This window comes from Streptomyces sp. HUAS TT7 (assembly GCF_051550175.1).
Lineage (GTDB): Bacteria > Actinomycetota > Actinomycetes > Streptomycetales > Streptomycetaceae > Streptomyces.
On the sequence record NZ_CP196175.1, the window covers coordinates 8588427 to 8603870 of the forward strand.

At 70.7% G+C, this 15444-nt stretch carries 12 protein-coding genes; 2 read left to right on the forward strand and 10 right to left on the reverse strand.

Translation table 11 applies throughout. From position 1 onward, the window contains the following. Positions 1-4 precede the first annotated feature (4 nt). The 3 genes from ACSHXC_RS39115 to ACSHXC_RS39125 are packed head-to-tail and all read right to left on the reverse strand — an operon-like array spanning position 5 to position 5164. A complete protein-coding gene (locus ACSHXC_RS39115; RefSeq protein ID WP_438296081.1) occupies positions 5-2761 on the reverse strand; it encodes an alkaline phosphatase family protein in 2757 nt (918 codons plus the stop codon). A gap of 4 nt (positions 2762-2765) precedes the next feature. Next, positions 2766-4124 (reverse strand): ABC transporter permease, encoded by a 1359-nt coding sequence (locus ACSHXC_RS39120; RefSeq protein WP_438296082.1) that lies wholly within the window; start codon positions 4122-4124, stop codon positions 2766-2768. Next, positions 4121-5164, reverse strand: coding sequence for an ABC transporter ATP-binding protein (locus ACSHXC_RS39125; protein ID WP_438296083.1), 1044 nt, complete (start codon positions 5162-5164; stop codon positions 4121-4123). Before ACSHXC_RS39125 ends, ACSHXC_RS39120 begins: the two co-directional genes overlap by 4 nt. Before the next feature lie 499 nt (positions 5165-5663). Here ACSHXC_RS39125 and ACSHXC_RS39130 point away from each other — a divergent pair, with 499 nt between their 5' ends. Beyond that, the gene (locus ACSHXC_RS39130; RefSeq protein ID WP_438296084.1) at positions 5664-6443 is read left to right on the forward strand and encodes a VOC family protein; all 780 of its coding nucleotides are present in this window, start codon (positions 5664-5666) and stop codon (positions 6441-6443) included. A 64-nt stretch (positions 6444-6507) separates the two neighbouring features. On the opposite strand, the gene ACSHXC_RS39135 is transcribed toward ACSHXC_RS39130, so the two are convergent. Beyond that, positions 6508-7566 (reverse strand): hypothetical protein, encoded by a 1059-nt coding sequence (locus ACSHXC_RS39135; RefSeq protein WP_438296085.1) that lies wholly within the window; start codon positions 7564-7566, stop codon positions 6508-6510. A gap of 477 nt (positions 7567-8043) precedes the next feature. Here ACSHXC_RS39135 and ACSHXC_RS39140 point away from each other — a divergent pair, with 477 nt between their 5' ends. Further along, a complete protein-coding gene (locus ACSHXC_RS39140; RefSeq protein ID WP_438296086.1) occupies positions 8044-8727 on the forward strand; it encodes a phosphatase PAP2 family protein in 684 nt (227 codons plus the stop codon). 7 nt (positions 8728-8734) lie between these two features. On the opposite strand, the gene ACSHXC_RS39145 is transcribed toward ACSHXC_RS39140, so the two are convergent. From ACSHXC_RS39145 to ACSHXC_RS39170, 6 genes are read right to left on the reverse strand one after another with little or no spacing between them, the layout of a single operon-like run. Continuing rightward, positions 8735-10060: a glutamate-1-semialdehyde 2,1-aminomutase gene (locus tag ACSHXC_RS39145; protein WP_438296087.1), complete on the reverse strand. Its 1326-nt coding sequence runs from the start codon at positions 10058-10060 to the stop codon at positions 8735-8737. Positions 10061-10067: 7 nt separating this feature from the next. Then, a complete protein-coding gene (gene rfbC, locus ACSHXC_RS39150; RefSeq protein WP_438296088.1) occupies positions 10068-10631 on the reverse strand; it encodes a dTDP-4-dehydrorhamnose 3,5-epimerase in 564 nt (187 codons plus the stop codon). Continuing rightward, positions 10628-11869 carry a polysaccharide pyruvyl transferase family protein gene (locus ACSHXC_RS39155; RefSeq protein WP_438296089.1) on the reverse strand — a complete coding sequence of 414 codons (1242 nt, stop codon included), beginning with the start codon at positions 11867-11869 and terminating at the stop codon, positions 10628-10630. Before ACSHXC_RS39155 ends, rfbC begins: the two co-directional genes overlap by 4 nt. Beyond that, positions 11866-12813, reverse strand: coding sequence for a glycosyltransferase family 2 protein (locus tag ACSHXC_RS39160; protein ID WP_438296090.1), 948 nt, complete (start codon positions 12811-12813; stop codon positions 11866-11868). Before ACSHXC_RS39160 ends, ACSHXC_RS39155 begins: the two co-directional genes overlap by 4 nt. Then, positions 12810-14129 carry a hypothetical protein gene (locus tag ACSHXC_RS39165; RefSeq protein WP_438296091.1) on the reverse strand — a complete coding sequence of 440 codons (1320 nt, stop codon included), beginning with the start codon at positions 14127-14129 and terminating at the stop codon, positions 12810-12812. Before ACSHXC_RS39165 ends, ACSHXC_RS39160 begins: the two co-directional genes overlap by 4 nt. Next, positions 14126-15424, reverse strand: coding sequence for a DUF4910 domain-containing protein (locus ACSHXC_RS39170; RefSeq protein ID WP_438297075.1), 1299 nt, complete (start codon positions 15422-15424; stop codon positions 14126-14128). Before ACSHXC_RS39170 ends, ACSHXC_RS39165 begins: the two co-directional genes overlap by 4 nt. Between the last annotated feature and the right edge of the window lie 20 nt (positions 15425-15444).

A 15444-nucleotide genomic window follows, 5' to 3' on the forward strand; every position in this document is an offset into this window, starting at 1 on the left:
CGCGTCAGCCGTCGTTCTCCGCCGACGGAATGTAGGCGCCCGGCACGTCGTTCGGTGCGTAGATCTTGTTCTCGCCGGGGTAGGGCTTCGTCCAGCCGTGGGTCTGGTACCAGGTGAAGTGGTTCATCTGGGCGGGGTTCGCGAAGTCGGGCTTGGCGTCGGGGCCGGTGAGCCGCTGTTGGGACTTCCAGGTGTCCCACTGCGCCGCGAGCGCCTGCTTGTCCGCCGGTACCTTCGTCGAGGGCACGGCCGCCGCGCTCGGGTTCTGCGGCGCGGGGGTGTCCACGCCGCACGGGGGCGGGGTCTTGAGGCCGTCGGTCAGCGAGGTCCGGTTGGGCAGCGCGGTGAACGGTGTGAAGTCCGGCTTCTTGGTGAAGGCCGCGGTCATCGGGCTGGCCGCGCTGTCCTTCTGGTTCATCGGGTGGACTCCGAGGATCTGCTCGATGGTGCGGATCATCGTGATCTGCGAGTAGTAGTGGTTGTCGACGACGCCGTGCTGGGCCCAGGGGCTGATGATCTGGATCGGGGCACGGTGGCCGTCGACATGGTCGAGACCGGCCTGGGAGTCGTCCTCCACCACGAAGATCGCGGAGTCCTTCCAGTACTTGCTGTGCGAGATCTCGTCGACGAGCCTGCCGGTCGCGAGATCGTTGTCCGCCACCTGGGCAGGCGCGTTGGCCGGGCCACCGGTGTGGTCGCTGGAGAGCCAGAACATGTTGAGGGCCGCAGGCCCGTTCTTCTCGAAGTCGCGCTTCCAGACCTCGTTCCGGTAGATGTCCGGGACGCTGGTGTCGAACTTCGGGAAGCCGTGCACCGAAACGCTGTTGAGCGACGGGATCGGCGAGGACGAGACCAGCGGATAGGCGGTGTCCTGGCCGGTCGACGCCATGTTCTTGGAGTCGCAGTACAGGTTCTGCCAGCTGGCCGCCGCGGGCTTGGCCAGGAACTCCTGGAACTCACCGAAGTCCCGCACGGACTTGCCGACCGCCTGGGCGCCGGTCCACAGGAAACCGGTCCGCTGGTGACCGAGCGCGTCGTCCTCGGTGTCGTAGCTGCGCGCGTACTCCCCGGCCGAGGACTCGGTGTACTCCGGGTCGTCGGCCTGCATCAGCCAGTTGTGCCCCTCGGCGGAGTTCGTGCCGATGTCATACGTGTTGTCGTACAGGCCGAACTGCTTCGCCAGCGCGTGCTGGTTCGGCGTCACGTTCTCGCCGAACTCGGCGAGCGAGGGGTCGCCGTTGCCCTGCGGGATGTCGCCGTAGAGCTGGTCGTAGGTACGGTTCTCCTTGACGATCAGGAACACGTGCTTGATCGTCGACGGATCGCCGAGCCGCGCCGGCACGGGCACCGGCTTCGCGTGGCTCAGCCCGTTGGCCTTGTCGACCGAGCCGGGGGTCCAGCCGTTCTGCTGGAAGACCTTGGCCGTCTGGGACTTGATGACGCGGTCGCTCGGCAGCGTGAACCGCTGCACGCTCGAAGTCGTGTCGTGCGTGTTGTGCCCGGCGCTGCCGGTGGGGCGGCGGGCATCGATCCCGCGGGTGTTGGAGACGACGACCTCGTTGCCGACGGTGGCGATCTCCGTGGGGAAGTAGTCCGTGGGGAGCAGGCCGACGTAGCTGACCGGCTCCTGCGGGTTCGTGTACCGGTAGACGGCGACCGCGTTGGCGCGGCCGAGCGTCACCAGCAGATGGCCGTCGCGGGTGAGCGTCACCGCGTCGGGTTCGTAGCCGACCGATGCCTCGGGCCACGGCTTGGTGGAGATGGTCTGTACGACCTTCTCCTTCGCTGTGTCGATGACCGACACGTCGTTGGTGGCGGTGTTGGTGACGAACAGGGCCCGGTCCTTGGCGTACAGGGCTGTGGGGTGCAGACCGACGTCGATGCTCGCGACGGCGCCTGCCGGGTGGCCCAGATCGATGACGCTGACCGTGCCGGTGGTGGTGGCCGCGGTCACCGGGTCGGCCGGTACCGGAGTGTTGTAGGAGTTGATCGTGGTGTCGCCGGGCCTCGCCGGACGCCCGCCCTCATTGCTGACGTAGAGCTTGGCGCCGATCCTGACCATGTCGCGCGGTGCGTTGCCGACGGCCCAGCTCTGCCGAACGGCGCCGGTCGCCGCGTCGATGGCGACCACCCGGTTCTGCCCGTTGACCGCGCCGTACACCGTCGAACCGTCGGGAGAGAAGACCGCCGCGCCCACCAGCGCGTGCTTGGGCCCGTCCGCCGGGATCTTGACCGGCGTCGGGTTGGCGAGACTGCCGTCCGGCTTCACGGTGAACCTGGTGTAGCCGTCGCTCTGGCCCAGCCACAGCTGCCTGCCGTCGGGGGAGTAGGCCGGGCCTTCCTGGCCCACGTCGTTGCCGCTGATGCGCAAGTCCGCCGACGCGTTGTTGCCTACGACCTGCTGCACCTTCCGGTTCTTCAAGTCGACGATGTCCAGCGCCATCCCGCCGTCGGTGACCGAAGCCGCGAGGTGGCTGCCGTCCGGGCTGACCGAGGACGACATGATCTTGCCGTTGTTGACGACGAGCCGGTCGCCGTAGGGGGCTATGTACTGGTCGCTGGAGATGACCTGGCCACGAGGGGTGACCTGGCCGACTTGGTCGGTACCGAACTGGTGGGTCTGGGCGAAGGCGGTGCCGGCGACGGCCAGCGCGAGAACGGCGGCGCCCGCCGTGGTCAGAGGTCTCCGGCGGCCGAGGCGTCCGACGAGTGAGCCGGAACGCTGCTCCTCGACACGCCTACGGCGGCGTGTTACCTGCATGGAGTCATCCCTTCGGGGTGGCGGAGAGCAGCTCGACGTTGCCGTCGAACTGCCAGAGCGGGTTCGGTGCGTCCCCGTTCGGGGTCCGCACCAGGAAGTAGCCGTTCACTTCCTTCGGTCCGTCGCCGTCGGCGACGTACCGCCCGTCTGCGGCGACGTCGAGCTGGTAGATGGCTTGCCCGGTGGCCTCGACGTCGGGGAGGTGCCAGGACACGACGCAGCGCCAGTCATTGCCCGGCCCTTGGGCGCCGGTCCGCACGCTGCCCTTGGTACACGCCGCCGTGGCCTTCAACTGCGCCTCGGTGACGTCGGGACGGTGGAGCTGCTCGGTCTGCATGCGATAGAGATGCGCGAATGCCGTGGCGACCGAGCGCTGCACCTTTTCCTGCTCGATGCCGTCGCCGGTGGCCGGGCTCGCCGCGGCGACGACCGCGACCGTCATGGCGAGGAGCCCGACGAGGGGCAGAGCGCCGGTGGTGAGCGCGCGGCGCCCCGAACCGTCGTCGGTCGGATTGGTGAAGTCGCGCCGCACGAAGAGCCGGTAGGCCAGCGTGGTGGCTGTCACCGCCCACAGCAGGCTGACCACGACGCCGATCAGGAGCGGGCCGACCTGCGCCGGGCTTGTGAACAGCCCGTTCCAGGCGATGAAGGCATAACCGGGCAGGGCGAGGCGTACGGCGGCGGGCAGCGGCAGCATCTGGGCGAATTGCATCGCGAGCGCTACGAGCGTGGGCATCAGCAGGCCCATGGGGGAGTTGCCGAGGGCGATGGATCCGAGCAGTCCGATCGCCGCGAGGGCCAGTGTCGGTGCGAGTACGCAGACCCAGGCGAGCAGCACCTTCCCGGCAGCGTCCGAAGGAGACAGCGCGTGCCCGTCGAGGCCGACCAGCGGGTGATTGCCGACCGCCGCGAGCCCGCCGGCCGTGCTGGAACAGGCGAGGCCGGCCACGAGCAGCAGGAGCAAAGTGAGGCCGGCCAGCGCCTTCGCTGCGAAGATCCGCCGCGGCGACCGCACCGCCACGAGGAGGTGGCGCCAGGTACCGAGCCGGTCCTCGGAGGCGAACACGTCACCGGCGGCCACCGAAGTCAGCAGGGGGAGCGCCCAGGTGCCCGCGAAGCCCAGTGTCACCAGCGGGCCGGCCCACCCCGTGGCGAGCATCCAGCGCCCGAAGAGGGTGTCCGTGGGGAGCGTGCTCTGCTGGCTCACCGCGGCGACGAAGACGGCCGGGGCGATCCAAGAGGCGAGGAGCAGCAGGCGTATCCGCCACTGCGAGAAGAGCTTGACCAGCTCGAAGCGGTAGCCGCGTGCCACGGAGACACGGCCGGTACCGGGAGCCTGCCGGGTGGCGACGGTGGTGGTCAACGTTCCGCCTCCCGCGGCTCGGTGTGCGGCTCTTCCTGCGAACGGATTCGCTGTTCGGTGGTTGGCTTGGTCGAATGCGCGGTCAATTGCTCGGCGGATCGCGCCGATTGCGCCGATCGCTCGGTGAGAGAGAGGAAGGCCGCTTCCAGAGGTGACACCACCGGTGTGAGCTCGCGCAACGCGGTGCCCGCGAGCACGAGCTGCCGTACGAGTTCGTCGAGCGCGGGCACCAGGGCGCGAACGACGAGCACGTCGGGGTCGTGCCGGCGATGTGAGTCGTCGACGATCCGGATCCCCTCTGTCTCGGCCGCCAGTCGACGGGCGGCCTGCGGGTCGGAGGTGAGCAGTCGGTAGTCGAGCTCGCGGTTCTCGGCGGCCAACTTGCCCAGCGGGCCGGAGAAGACAACCCGTCCGGAGGCGAGGATGGTGACCTCGGAACACAGTGCCTCAAGGTCGTCCATGCGGTGGCTGGAGAGCACGACGCCGGTGCCGTCCGCGGCGAGCCGAGTGAGGACGCTGTGCACGTGCCTCTTGCCTGCCGGGTCGAGACCGTTGGACGGCTCGTCGAGCACGAGCAGCCGGGGCTTGGTGAGCAGGGCGGCGGCGAGCCCGAGCCGCTGGCGCATGCCGAGGGAGAAGCCGCGCGCCCGGTCGCCCGCGACATCGGTGAGACCGACCTGTTCGAGTACGTCGTCGATCCCCGCCGTCCGCGCGTCGTACCCGCGGAGGGCAGCCAGTGCGGCGAGGTTCTGCCGGGCGGTGAGCGTGGGGTAGAGACCGGGCCCGTCCACGAACCCGGCGACACCGTCGGGAGCGCTGAGCGCCCGCCCGACCGGCGTACCCAGGACCTCCAGGCGACCGCCGTCGGCGACCGCCAAGCCGAGGAGGAGGCCGAGCAAGGTCGTCTTGCCGGCGCCGTTCGGTCCGACCAAGCCGTGGATCTGACCCTGTGTCACATCCAGATCTACGCCATCGAGCGCGACGACGTCACCGAAATACTTGGTGATCCCGCGTGCCTGGACTGCCTGCGGTGTGTCCATGCGCCCCTTCTTTCGAAGAACCCCCAGGACCATAGGGGAGGGCGGACGAAGCAGGCGGGGACGGTCGGTTGAACGCTCTCGGAACGGAAGGTGACCGTCATGCGTCGTGCCGACAGCAGAAGAGCCGCGTTCCCGGCCATCCGGCGCGGTGGAGGCGGCAGGCGATCCGCTACGGGCCGGAATGGGGGTTTTGGCAACTGCCCGCGGGTCACTGGCCCAGGAGCTTCCGGCCGCCCGGTCGGCCGCGGTAGGAGTCGCCCATCGGATGCCGTAGCTCGCATGATGAATGAGGAACAGGAACCAGACCCGGCTACGGCAGTCTGCCGGCCGAACCGTTGGCCCCCGGCGCCCTCGCGCGACTCCGTGCGCCGGGGGCGTGGTGCGGCCGGGCGCCGCGCGATTGTCAGTGGCCGGTGCCAGACTGAAAGGCGACCGGGCAGGAGCGTCTCCGCATCCGCGGCGACCGCCCCGGCGACGACCTTCGAAGGAGCACACCACCATGCTCACCACTGACTTCGTGACCGGCGCGCCCAACTGGCTCGATCTCGGCAGCCCGGACACGGCGGCCTCCGCCGCCTTCTACGGCGAGGTGTTCGGCTGGGACTTCGGGTCGGCGGGGCCGGACGCCGGGGGATATGGCTTCTTCCAGAGGGACGGCAAGACCGTCGCGGGCCTCGGCCCCCTTACCGAGGAAGGCGCGTCACCGGCCTGGACCGTGTATTTCCGCACGCCCGACGCGGATGCCACCGCCAAGGCCGTCGAGCAGAGCGGCGGCACGGTGCGCGTCGCGCCGTTCGATGTGATGGACGCGGGGCGGATCGCTTGTCTCACGGACCCGTCCGGTGCTGAATTCGCCGTATGGCAGCCCGCCGCGGTCACCGGCCTGGAGGTCGCCTCGGAGAGCAACACCCTGTGCTGGGCCGAGCTGCACTCCGCCGACCCGACGGCCGCCTTCTCCTTCTACCGCTCGCTGTTCGGGTGGCGGAGCCAGGAGATGGAGACGGCAGGTATGGCATACACGGTGCTCTCCACGGCGGAGGGCGACCAGCAGGACGCGTCCTTCGGTGGCCTCGTGGCCGCAGCTGGGGACAGCGAGACACGCTGGATCCCGTACTTCACCGCCGACGACACCGACGCGATCGTCACCAGCGTGCAGGAGAACGGCGGCTCGGTTTTGATGCCCGCCGCGGACGTGCAAGACGTCGGCCGCATCGCCTGGCTCGCCGACCCCGCCGGGGCGCCGTTCGCCGTCATCAAGCCCAACCCGCCCGCTGCGTGAAGCATCACCTGCGACAGAGCCCGACCACTCATCCTGGGGCCCGAGCACTCGGCCTTCGGTGCCGTTACCTCTCGGCGGCCAGGAGCACCAGTGCACCGCATGTGACGGCGTAACCGAGGAGTGCGAGCCAGGCGCCGCGGTAGCTGAGGCGTTCGGCCCTGGCCGGGGAGCCTCCCGCGATCGTCCAGCGCCAGGAGAGCACGGTGGCGACCACTGCCGCGAGGAGGAAGGTCAGCGTCGTCAGATGGAGGTAGTCGATGAGTGTCAGGCCGTCGGTGCTGGTGATCACCGTATTCGCCTGTTGCATGTTGAGCACCGCCACGAAGAGTGCTCCGCCGAGAACGGCGAGTCGGTTGTACAGGGCGTCCAGCCGCTCGGCCGGGCCCAGTTCCTCATGGCGGAAGGAGAGCAGGAACGTGGAGGTGGCGACGAGCACGGCGAGGTAGATCGGGGCGGTCAGCTTCCAGAACGTGGTGGCGTCGCTGCGTTCGAGGTCGATCTGGATGCGGACCCGGTTGTAGGTGCTCCCGTCCTTGAGGGTCCGGTTACCGTAGGCGGTGGTGTAGTGCTTGTCGACGGTGGCCAGGCGGAAGCCGGTGACGTGCCAGCCCTGCAGGCGGATCTCCGGGTTGAAATCCGAGTCGGCATTGTTCACGGTGAATCGGAAGTGGCTGGTGTCGTCGGGGGCGGTGAGGAGCACTTCGATCCGGTGGTGGTCGAAGGGGAAGTCGCTTACATCCCAGTCCTGCCGGAATGTGCTCTGCAGCCTGACCTGGTCCAGGACCTGGCCACCCTGCACGACCACATGGGGGTCCGTCGTGTGGGGCTCGTCGGCGTTGGAGTAGGACACCTGCGGCAGAGGGTCGACACTTCGGTCCGGACACAAGGTCCACAGCCACAGCCGGGCAGAGAACCGGTCCTTGGCGGGGTCGATGTCGTAGAGGTCGCTGAGGTAGGTGCCCAGTTCGCACCGCGCAACGCCAGCGGGGGCGGCCGGAGCCGCAGCCGCGGGAGGAACACTCAGCAACCAGATGGCCAGCGCGCCGAGGAGTGCGAGCAGAACGGCGGCAGGGGCGGGAATCGGAGTGAGGGAACGCGGTCGCTGGAGAGGTTCCGCAGCCATGGGACATCATCGTCGCCCGTTGCTGCACGACGGGGGCAAGGCCGGCTGACCACGTACGTCGGTGTAGGTGACGCCATGCACTGCTGTTCCCTCCCGACGTTCGAGGAATCCCGCCTTCCGCTCAGGCAGCACCTCAGCGGGCACCGACAGCGGCAACCTGGCGGGCTCTTCCTCGGTAACGGCCTGTGTTCTATGGGGAGTTGGGGGAGGGGCGGGCTCTCTCGGCATACGCTGAACGCGCACATGGACTTGTCCGGCCATCCGCAGAAGGATGGCTGCGGGAGGACGACTGGTGACGTACGCAGGCAGGTGGATCCGCCGGTCGCTGACTGGCTCGTGGTCCCACGGGAGCCGGGACGCAGACCGCTGCTGCGCATGGCAGACAAGTAGGTCGCCGGATGCGGGTCAGGCAGTCTTCCGGAACACCATCCATGGATCACGGCACGCTACCGCCGGCCGACCGGACGTGGTGGGCGTGTGACCGGCCGGCCGACGCCCACGGTGCTGCGTCCACCGCTGCGCGCGTGGCTCGGGCTCATCGCGGCCCTCGCCGCGGCGGCGGTCCTCGTGCTCGGGGTCCGGTACGCCGGCCGCAGCCGGCCCGGCATGGTGGACGGGTGGATCCAGCCGGCGGTGGACGGTGTGCAGTCGCCGTGGCGGCAAGTCGCTCTGGCCATGGACTTCTTGGGGGAGCCCGCCGGAGCGGCGACACTGGTCGTGGCCACTGTGACGGGCTGCCTGCTGCTTCGGCGTCCACGCGCAGCGGTGCTCGTCGTCGCCGGCGTCGGCATCACCGTGGGGACGGCGACGCTGCTCAAGCACCTGGTGGGGCGCACCATCCACGGCGACGACAACCTGTCCTACCCGAGCGGGCACACCGCTTTCGCCACCGCACTCGCTCTCGTGGTGGCGCTGCTAGCGACCGGGTGGATCGGCCTCGGCAGGACGGCCGGCACGTTACTCGTGCTCGCCGCGGCGCTGGTCGCCGGCGCCGCCATGGGCTGGGCCGAGGTCGCCCTGGGCGCGCACTACCCGACCGACGTCCTCGGCGGCTGGTGCACCGCGCTGGCGGTGATACCGGCGACCGCGTGGCTGATCGACCGGGCGGCCGACCGGCTGGGCGATCGGACGCCCGACGCCGGTCGGCGGGAACGTCGCTGACGCCACGTCACACCCGGCGGCGGAACACGGGCTTCACCGGCCGCCCGGCCAGCCAGGGGGTGGGGTCACCGGAGTCGAGTGCCTTCCGGTACACCGCACACGCCTGGGCCACCGCGTCGACGGTGTGGTCGATGTCGGTGTCGCTGAGCGCGCTGCTCACCACGAACGACGGGGCCAGCACTCCGCCCGCGAGCAGCCGGCGCAGGAACAGGGTGCGGTACTGCTGCGACGGCTCCCGGTTCTCGTCGAGGGTGGCGAAGACCAGGTTGCTGGCCCGGCCCCGGACGACGATGTGGTCGCCGACGCCCATGGCGGCCGCGGCCTCCCGGACACCGGCGGCCAACCGCTCGCCGAGGGCGTGCAGGCGGGCGGTGACGCCCTCCTCGACGTAAGTGGAGAGCACCGCCATCGCGGCGGCCAGCGAGTGCGTTTCCGCCCCGTGTGTGGTGGACAGCAGGAACACCCGGTCGCCGGGGTGCCGCAGCCCGCCCCGCTCCATCAGCTCGCGGCGCCCGGCCAGCGCGGAGACGGCGAACCCGTTGCCCAGTGCCTTGCCGAAGGTGGAGAGGTCGGGGACGACGCCGTACAGGCCCTGGGCGCCCGCCTCGGACCAGCGCAGGCCGGTGATCATCTCGTCGAAGATCAGCACACAGCCGTGCCGGTCGGCCAGTTCGCGCAGGCCCGCGAGGTACCCGGGCGGGGGCTCGGTGTGAGAGGCGGGTTCGAGGATCAGGCAGGCGACCTCGTCCTGGTACCGGGTGAGCAGTTCGTCCGTGGCGGCCAAGTCCCCATAAGGGAAGGCCACGGTGAGCTCGGTGGTCTCCGCCGGAATGCCGGCGGACATCGGCGTCGTACCGATGAACCAGTCGTCGACGGAGAAGAACGGTTGATCGCCGCAGATGGCCACGCGCGGGCGCCCGGTGACGGCGCGGGCGAGGCGCACCGCGGCGGTGGTGACGTCGGAGCCGTTCTTCGCGAACTTCACCATCTCGGCGGTGGGCACCGTGGCCAGGAAGCGTTCCGCGGCGGCGAGTTCCACGATGGACGGCCGGACGAAGTTGCTGCCGCGGTCCAGCTCCCGCCGCACCGCCTCGATCACGCGGGGGTGGGCGTGGCCGAGGCTGACCGACCGCAGTCCGGAGCCGTACTCGATGTAGCGGTTGTCGTCGACGTCCCACACGTGGGCACCGCGGCCGTGGCTGATGACCGGGGCCAGGTTCTCGGGGTACTGGTCGTCTCCCTTTGCGTAGGTGTGCGCGCCGCCGGGGATCAGGGCGTGCAGCCGCTCGTTGGCCTGCCGCGACCGGGGCAGCGGGAACTCTTCGGTGTCCAAGCCGACTTCACCCTTCCTTGTGCTTGAGGACGTGCTTCAGGGCCTCGGCGAGGCTTGGTGCCTCCCGGTCCCGCCGGGACATCGATGTGACCGGCAGCGGCCAGGGAATGGCGAGCTCCGGGTCGTCGAAGGCGATCGTCACGTCCTCGGCCGGATCGTGCGGGCGGTCGATCCGGTAGGAGGTGTCGGCGGTTTCGGTGAGCGCCTGGAAGCCGTGCGCGCACCCCGCCGGGATGTACAGGGTCGCCTGCGTGTCGCCGGTGAGCTCGAAGGAGGCCACGTTGCGGTAGGTCGACGAGTCCGTTCGCAGGTCCACGACGACGTCGAAGATCTTCCCGTACGAGCACCGCACCAGCTTGGCCTCGCCGGTGCCGGAGCGCAGGTGCAGGCCGCGCAGTACGCCCCGGACCGAGCGGGACACGCTGTCCTGGACGAAGGCGTCCGGGTCGAGGCCCACCGAGCGCACCACGTCGGCGTCGAACGTGCGGCAGAAGAAGCCGCGCTCGTCGGCGTACGGCGTCGGCTGGAACAGGAACGCCCCGTCGATCGCCGGGACTTCGATCACTTTCATGGTGACTCCTGCATGGCGTGGGCGTGGTCGGCCGCCGGGAACAGGGCCGAGGTCAACGCGGTGAACTGGTGGTCGAGTTGCCGGACGGTGACCAGGTTCCGCTCGGTGAGCGTCCGCCGCAGCTCCGACGATCGCTGCTCCAGCGCCCGGAACTGCTCCAGCAGCCGGTCGGCGTCGACCTCGCGAGCCGGGTGGCAGTACGCGGCAAGGCCCATCCGAGCCATGAGCGCATCGCTCTTCGCCGCATAGCTGAGTGCGAGGGTCGGCACGCCGGCCTTCAGCGCGCAGACGAGGTTGTGGTAGCGGGTCGCCACTACGGTGTCGGCGGCCGCCATCTCCTTCATGAGGTCGGCGAGCGAGGCTGCCCCGGCAGCGGTGACCAGCGGCGAGTCCACCGCGTCGAGGATGGCGGCGACCACCGGCGCGTCGCACTCGTCGCCGGTGAGCAACCGGACCGGCCTGCCGTCCTCAACGAGTGAGCGGACAAAGCGAGTTGTGCCGTCGAGGTAGCGCCGGTGGATCTCCTCGGCCCGGGCACGGTCGTCGTCACTGCCGTGGAAGTCCATGACGCCGACGCAGACCGGACCCGGCCGGCCCTGCGGATCCGAGGGCGTGCCCGTCCGCGGCGTCGGCAGGGCGAAGGCGAGGTCCGGGTAGACCCCGTCGCGCGCGGTGTCCACGCCCATCTCGCGCATCGCGTCGCGGGACAGGTCGTCCCGGTAGGACCGGTACGTGGCAAGCCGCGCCGACCAGCGCACCAGGGCCCGGGTCGGCCGCTTGCCGATCGGAGCGGCGCCGACGCCGACCAGCGCGACCCGGGTGCCGAACAGCCGGCCGGATGCGCAGAGCAGGAACAGCGCGTACGGGAAGCCCCACGGCCGGAGCGGCAGAGTGGCCTCCAGGACGCCCATGCCCGGCACGATCACCACGTCGTGCCTGCGCACCCAGGAGGCGGTGCGGACGGCGTCGACGAGTTTGCCCAGGCCCTTCGCCGCGATCGCGCCCGCACGCGACGCGGTCCGGTACTCCCCGCGGTACCAGTGCAGCCGCGTCGCGGGGATCCGGTACCGCGTGGCGACGACCTCGGGTCCGCCGCACAGCGCGTCCACGACCGCCTCCGGGTGCTCGGCGCGGAGGTAGCCGAGTACGGCTTCCAGCGACCCGTCGTTGCCGAGGTTGCCGGAGCCGAGCAGGCCGAACACCCCGACGCGCACCGGAGTTCCGTCTGCGGACATCATGCCTGCCTCCCCTCACGTCCGGCGACGAGGGCGTCGACGGAGACGGTGATCCGGGCGGGGTCGACCGGGGCGCGGTCCTCGACCCGCTCGCCGGCGCCCGGCCGGACCCGGCTGGTCATCCATGCGGCCAGGTGTCGGTAGCACGCGCGCCGGTCGGCCGGGGACAACGGCGCCCGCCGGATCGCGGAGGCGAAGCCCCAGACGTACTCGGCGAGCAGCCGGGGCGTCGGGTGCAGCAGGCCTGCCCGGCGCGGGTCCAGGTTCACGCACCGGGAGCGCTTGCCGGGGTTCGCCCGCTCGGCACGGGTGGGATGGTCGCGGCGGAAGTACAGCAGCTCCGGCACTTGGTGGAAGGGCCCGTGCAGGACGATCTCGGCGACGAACGTGCGGTCCGCGTGGTGATAGCTGTCGTGCGGCCTCACCCGGCGCAGCATGTCGGCCCGCATCACCCCGTAGAAGTCGTCACCACCGGGCTCGAACAGGAAACTGCGGAAGCGCTCCGGCGCGTGCGGCGAGTCGGTGGCGATCTTGTACTCGTACGGGACCTTCACCTGTCCTTCGCCGTCGATGACTGCCTGACCGGAGTGGGCGAGGACCACGTCCGGCCGCTCGTCGAGGGCCTCCACGCAGCGGCGCAGCAGGTCCCGGGCGTACAGGTCGTCGTGCGAGGCCCACTTGAACAGCTCGCCGCGGCACTCGGTGAACACGTAGTTGTGGTTCGGCGCGGCGCCGATGTTCCGGGGCAGCCGGAGGTACCGGATGCGGGAGTCGCGCGCTGCGTACCAGCGGCAGACGACCTGAGTCCCGTCGGTCGAGGCGTTGTCGGAGATGACCAGCTCGAAGTCCTCGTAGGTCTGGCCGAGCAGGGCGTCGAGGGACTCGGCAAGGTACTCCTCGCCGTTGTACACGGGCAGGCCGATGCTCAACCGGGGAAGGGCGGTCATGGTGTCCTCGCTTCGCGGATGGGGGTGCGGTGGTGCTCGCGCAGGGCGGACCGCAGCTGCAGCCACCACACGGCCGAGCCGCAGACGGTCGCGGCGGCGACGCCCCAGGCCGAGCCGACCGTGCCGGCCACGGCCGCTCCGCCGAGCCCGCCGCCGACATAGAAGGCGGAGGCGAACATCTGGCAGCGCAGGCTGCGCCGGGCCGCGGCGAGCGCGCGGAGCCCGGCCGCCGCGCCGGTGCCCAGGCCTGCGCCCGCCACGCCGAGCGTGACCGGCACGATGAGCGTCGAGGCGGAGCTCCAGACGTCGCCGAGGACGAGCTTGCCGAGCCGGTCCGGCATCAGCAGCAGCGCCGCGCCCCACAGCAGCGCGGCGACGGCCTGCACGCCGCCGAGGACGAGACAGAAGACGCCGAGGCGGTGCGGGGTGCGGCGCAGTACCCGGGCCGCTTCTGCGACGGTGACCAGTGAAAGGCCCATCAGCACGGCCATGAAGGGGCCGAGCAGGAGCTCGGCGCCCCGCACCACGCCCACCGCGCTGACCCCGACGATCGCGCCGAGCCCGTACGCCCGCAGCTGGCCGGCGCCGCTGACGCCGACGTTCTCGACCAGGTAGCGGTAGCCGAGGTCGCGGTGTTCGCGGAGCCACTCGCGCGCTCCGGTCATCCGGGGCCGGATGCCGGACTGGACGCAGCCGTACGCCGCGGCCACCGCGGCGGACGCGCCCCAGGCGAGCACGAAAGCGGCCACGCTGCCCACGCGGGCCGCCACCACCATGGCAGGGACGAGCGCGATGCCCCACACGATGTCGTTGACGAAGGCCTTGCGCCCGGTGCCGGCGGCGAAGAACGCGTACCGCCAGGCGTCCTGCAGCAGCAGCCCCGGCAGCATGAAGCCGAGGCAGGCGAACGCGGGCCCCACACGCCCGCCGAGAGCGAGGCCGACCACCACACATGCCGCCCCGACGGCACAGCCGACGCCGAGCGCGGTGCCCGACGACCGGGCCACCGCCCTGCGCCAGGACCAGTCCGGCACGCCGCTGAAGCGCACCACGAGAGGGTCGGTTGCCAGGCCGCGGGAGACGCTGAGCACCACGCCGTAGGTCACCCAGGCCAGGCTGAACACGCCGAACGCGGTCAGTCCCAGCGAGCGGGCGACGTAGATGCCCACCACGAAGTTGGACAAGCTGGAGGCCGCTTGGTCGGCAAGGCCCCAGGACAGCCGGCCGAGGACGGCCCGCTTGGCGGTCCGCCGGGCGTGTCGGGCCGGGGCCGCCGCTGTCGTCGTCCTTCCCCCCTTGGTGGTCATCGGCGTCATGCCTTGATCAGCCCGGCGCCGCGCAGGGCGTCGGCCGCGACGGCGACGGTGTCGAACGGCAGCCCGGACCGCTCGGCGACGTCAAGGAGACTGTGCTCGCCGTCGGAGAGGCTGAGCACCCAGAGCATGGCCATCTGGGCCTGCTTCGCATCGCTGCGGCCCCCGAGCGAGTCGTACAGCCCGCGTCGGCCCAGCTGCGGTTCGCCGTAGGGGCTGAGGTTGACGTACCGCAGGTTGCGGTCGAGGACGGCGAACGCCTCGCGGCACACCGCAAGGGTGTCCGCCATCGCCTCCGGGGAGACGAAGCCCGGGTTGTCGGCCGAGGTGTGGTACTCGGCGTAGCCGGCGTACGGGGTGCGGCTGAGCGAGCCCACGCCGAGGTCGAACCCGGGGGAGCAGTACTGCCGCTCGTCGTAGCCGTATGGAGTGAACTCGGTGACCCGGTGCGGGCGTTCGGAGGCCAGCAGCACATGCCGCATCACCCGGTCGATCTCCGCGTCGCCGCGCCTGCTCTGCTTGTACGTCAGTTGGCCCCGGTCACCGGCGCAGGCCAGCACGAGCCCGTGCTTGACCCTTCCCCCGGCACTCGGCGATGCCCCATTGATCCGCTCCGCATTGCGGGCCAGCCAGGTGATCGCCCCGATGGTGCCGGGCGCGTAGATGAACCGGTAGGTGTAGTACGGGGTTCGCTCCGCCAGCGCGCGGGCCAGGAACGTCGCCACCGCGATGCCTGCCAGGTTGTCGTTGGCCAGCGACGGGTGGCAGACGTGGCAGGAGACGATGACCTCGTCGGGGATCTGCCCCGGGATCACGCACTCGGCGTAGGTGAGGTGGCCGTCCGCGAGCGTGGAGTCGATGCGCACCTCGTAGTCGCCGTCCGGAAGCGCGTCCAAGGTCGCCTGGGCCAGGCAGAACCCCCATTCCGGTTTGTAGTAGCTGGTGCGGTACGGCACCCAGTTCGGGTGGTCCGGCAGGGTGTGCAGGTGCGGGCGCAGCTCCGCCAGCGGCATGGTCCTCGACACCGGCACGCTGTAGCCGAGCACGTGCAGGCTGGACGCGGTGAAGTCGACGACCCGGTTGCCGGCGGTGTCGGCGATGTACGCGTCCCGGATGTTCCACTCCTGCGGCACCGTCCAGTCGAGCACCTGCGTCCCCGTCGCCACCTCGTGCACCTGCAGCGGGACGTACTCGCCGACGATGTCCAGGGTGGCGCGCACCCCGTCGCCGGTGATGCTCCGGCAGAGCGGGTACAGCCGCTCCACCAGCGCGTGCATCTGCTCGCCGGCCGAGGCCATCGGCTGTTCGCCGGACGCGG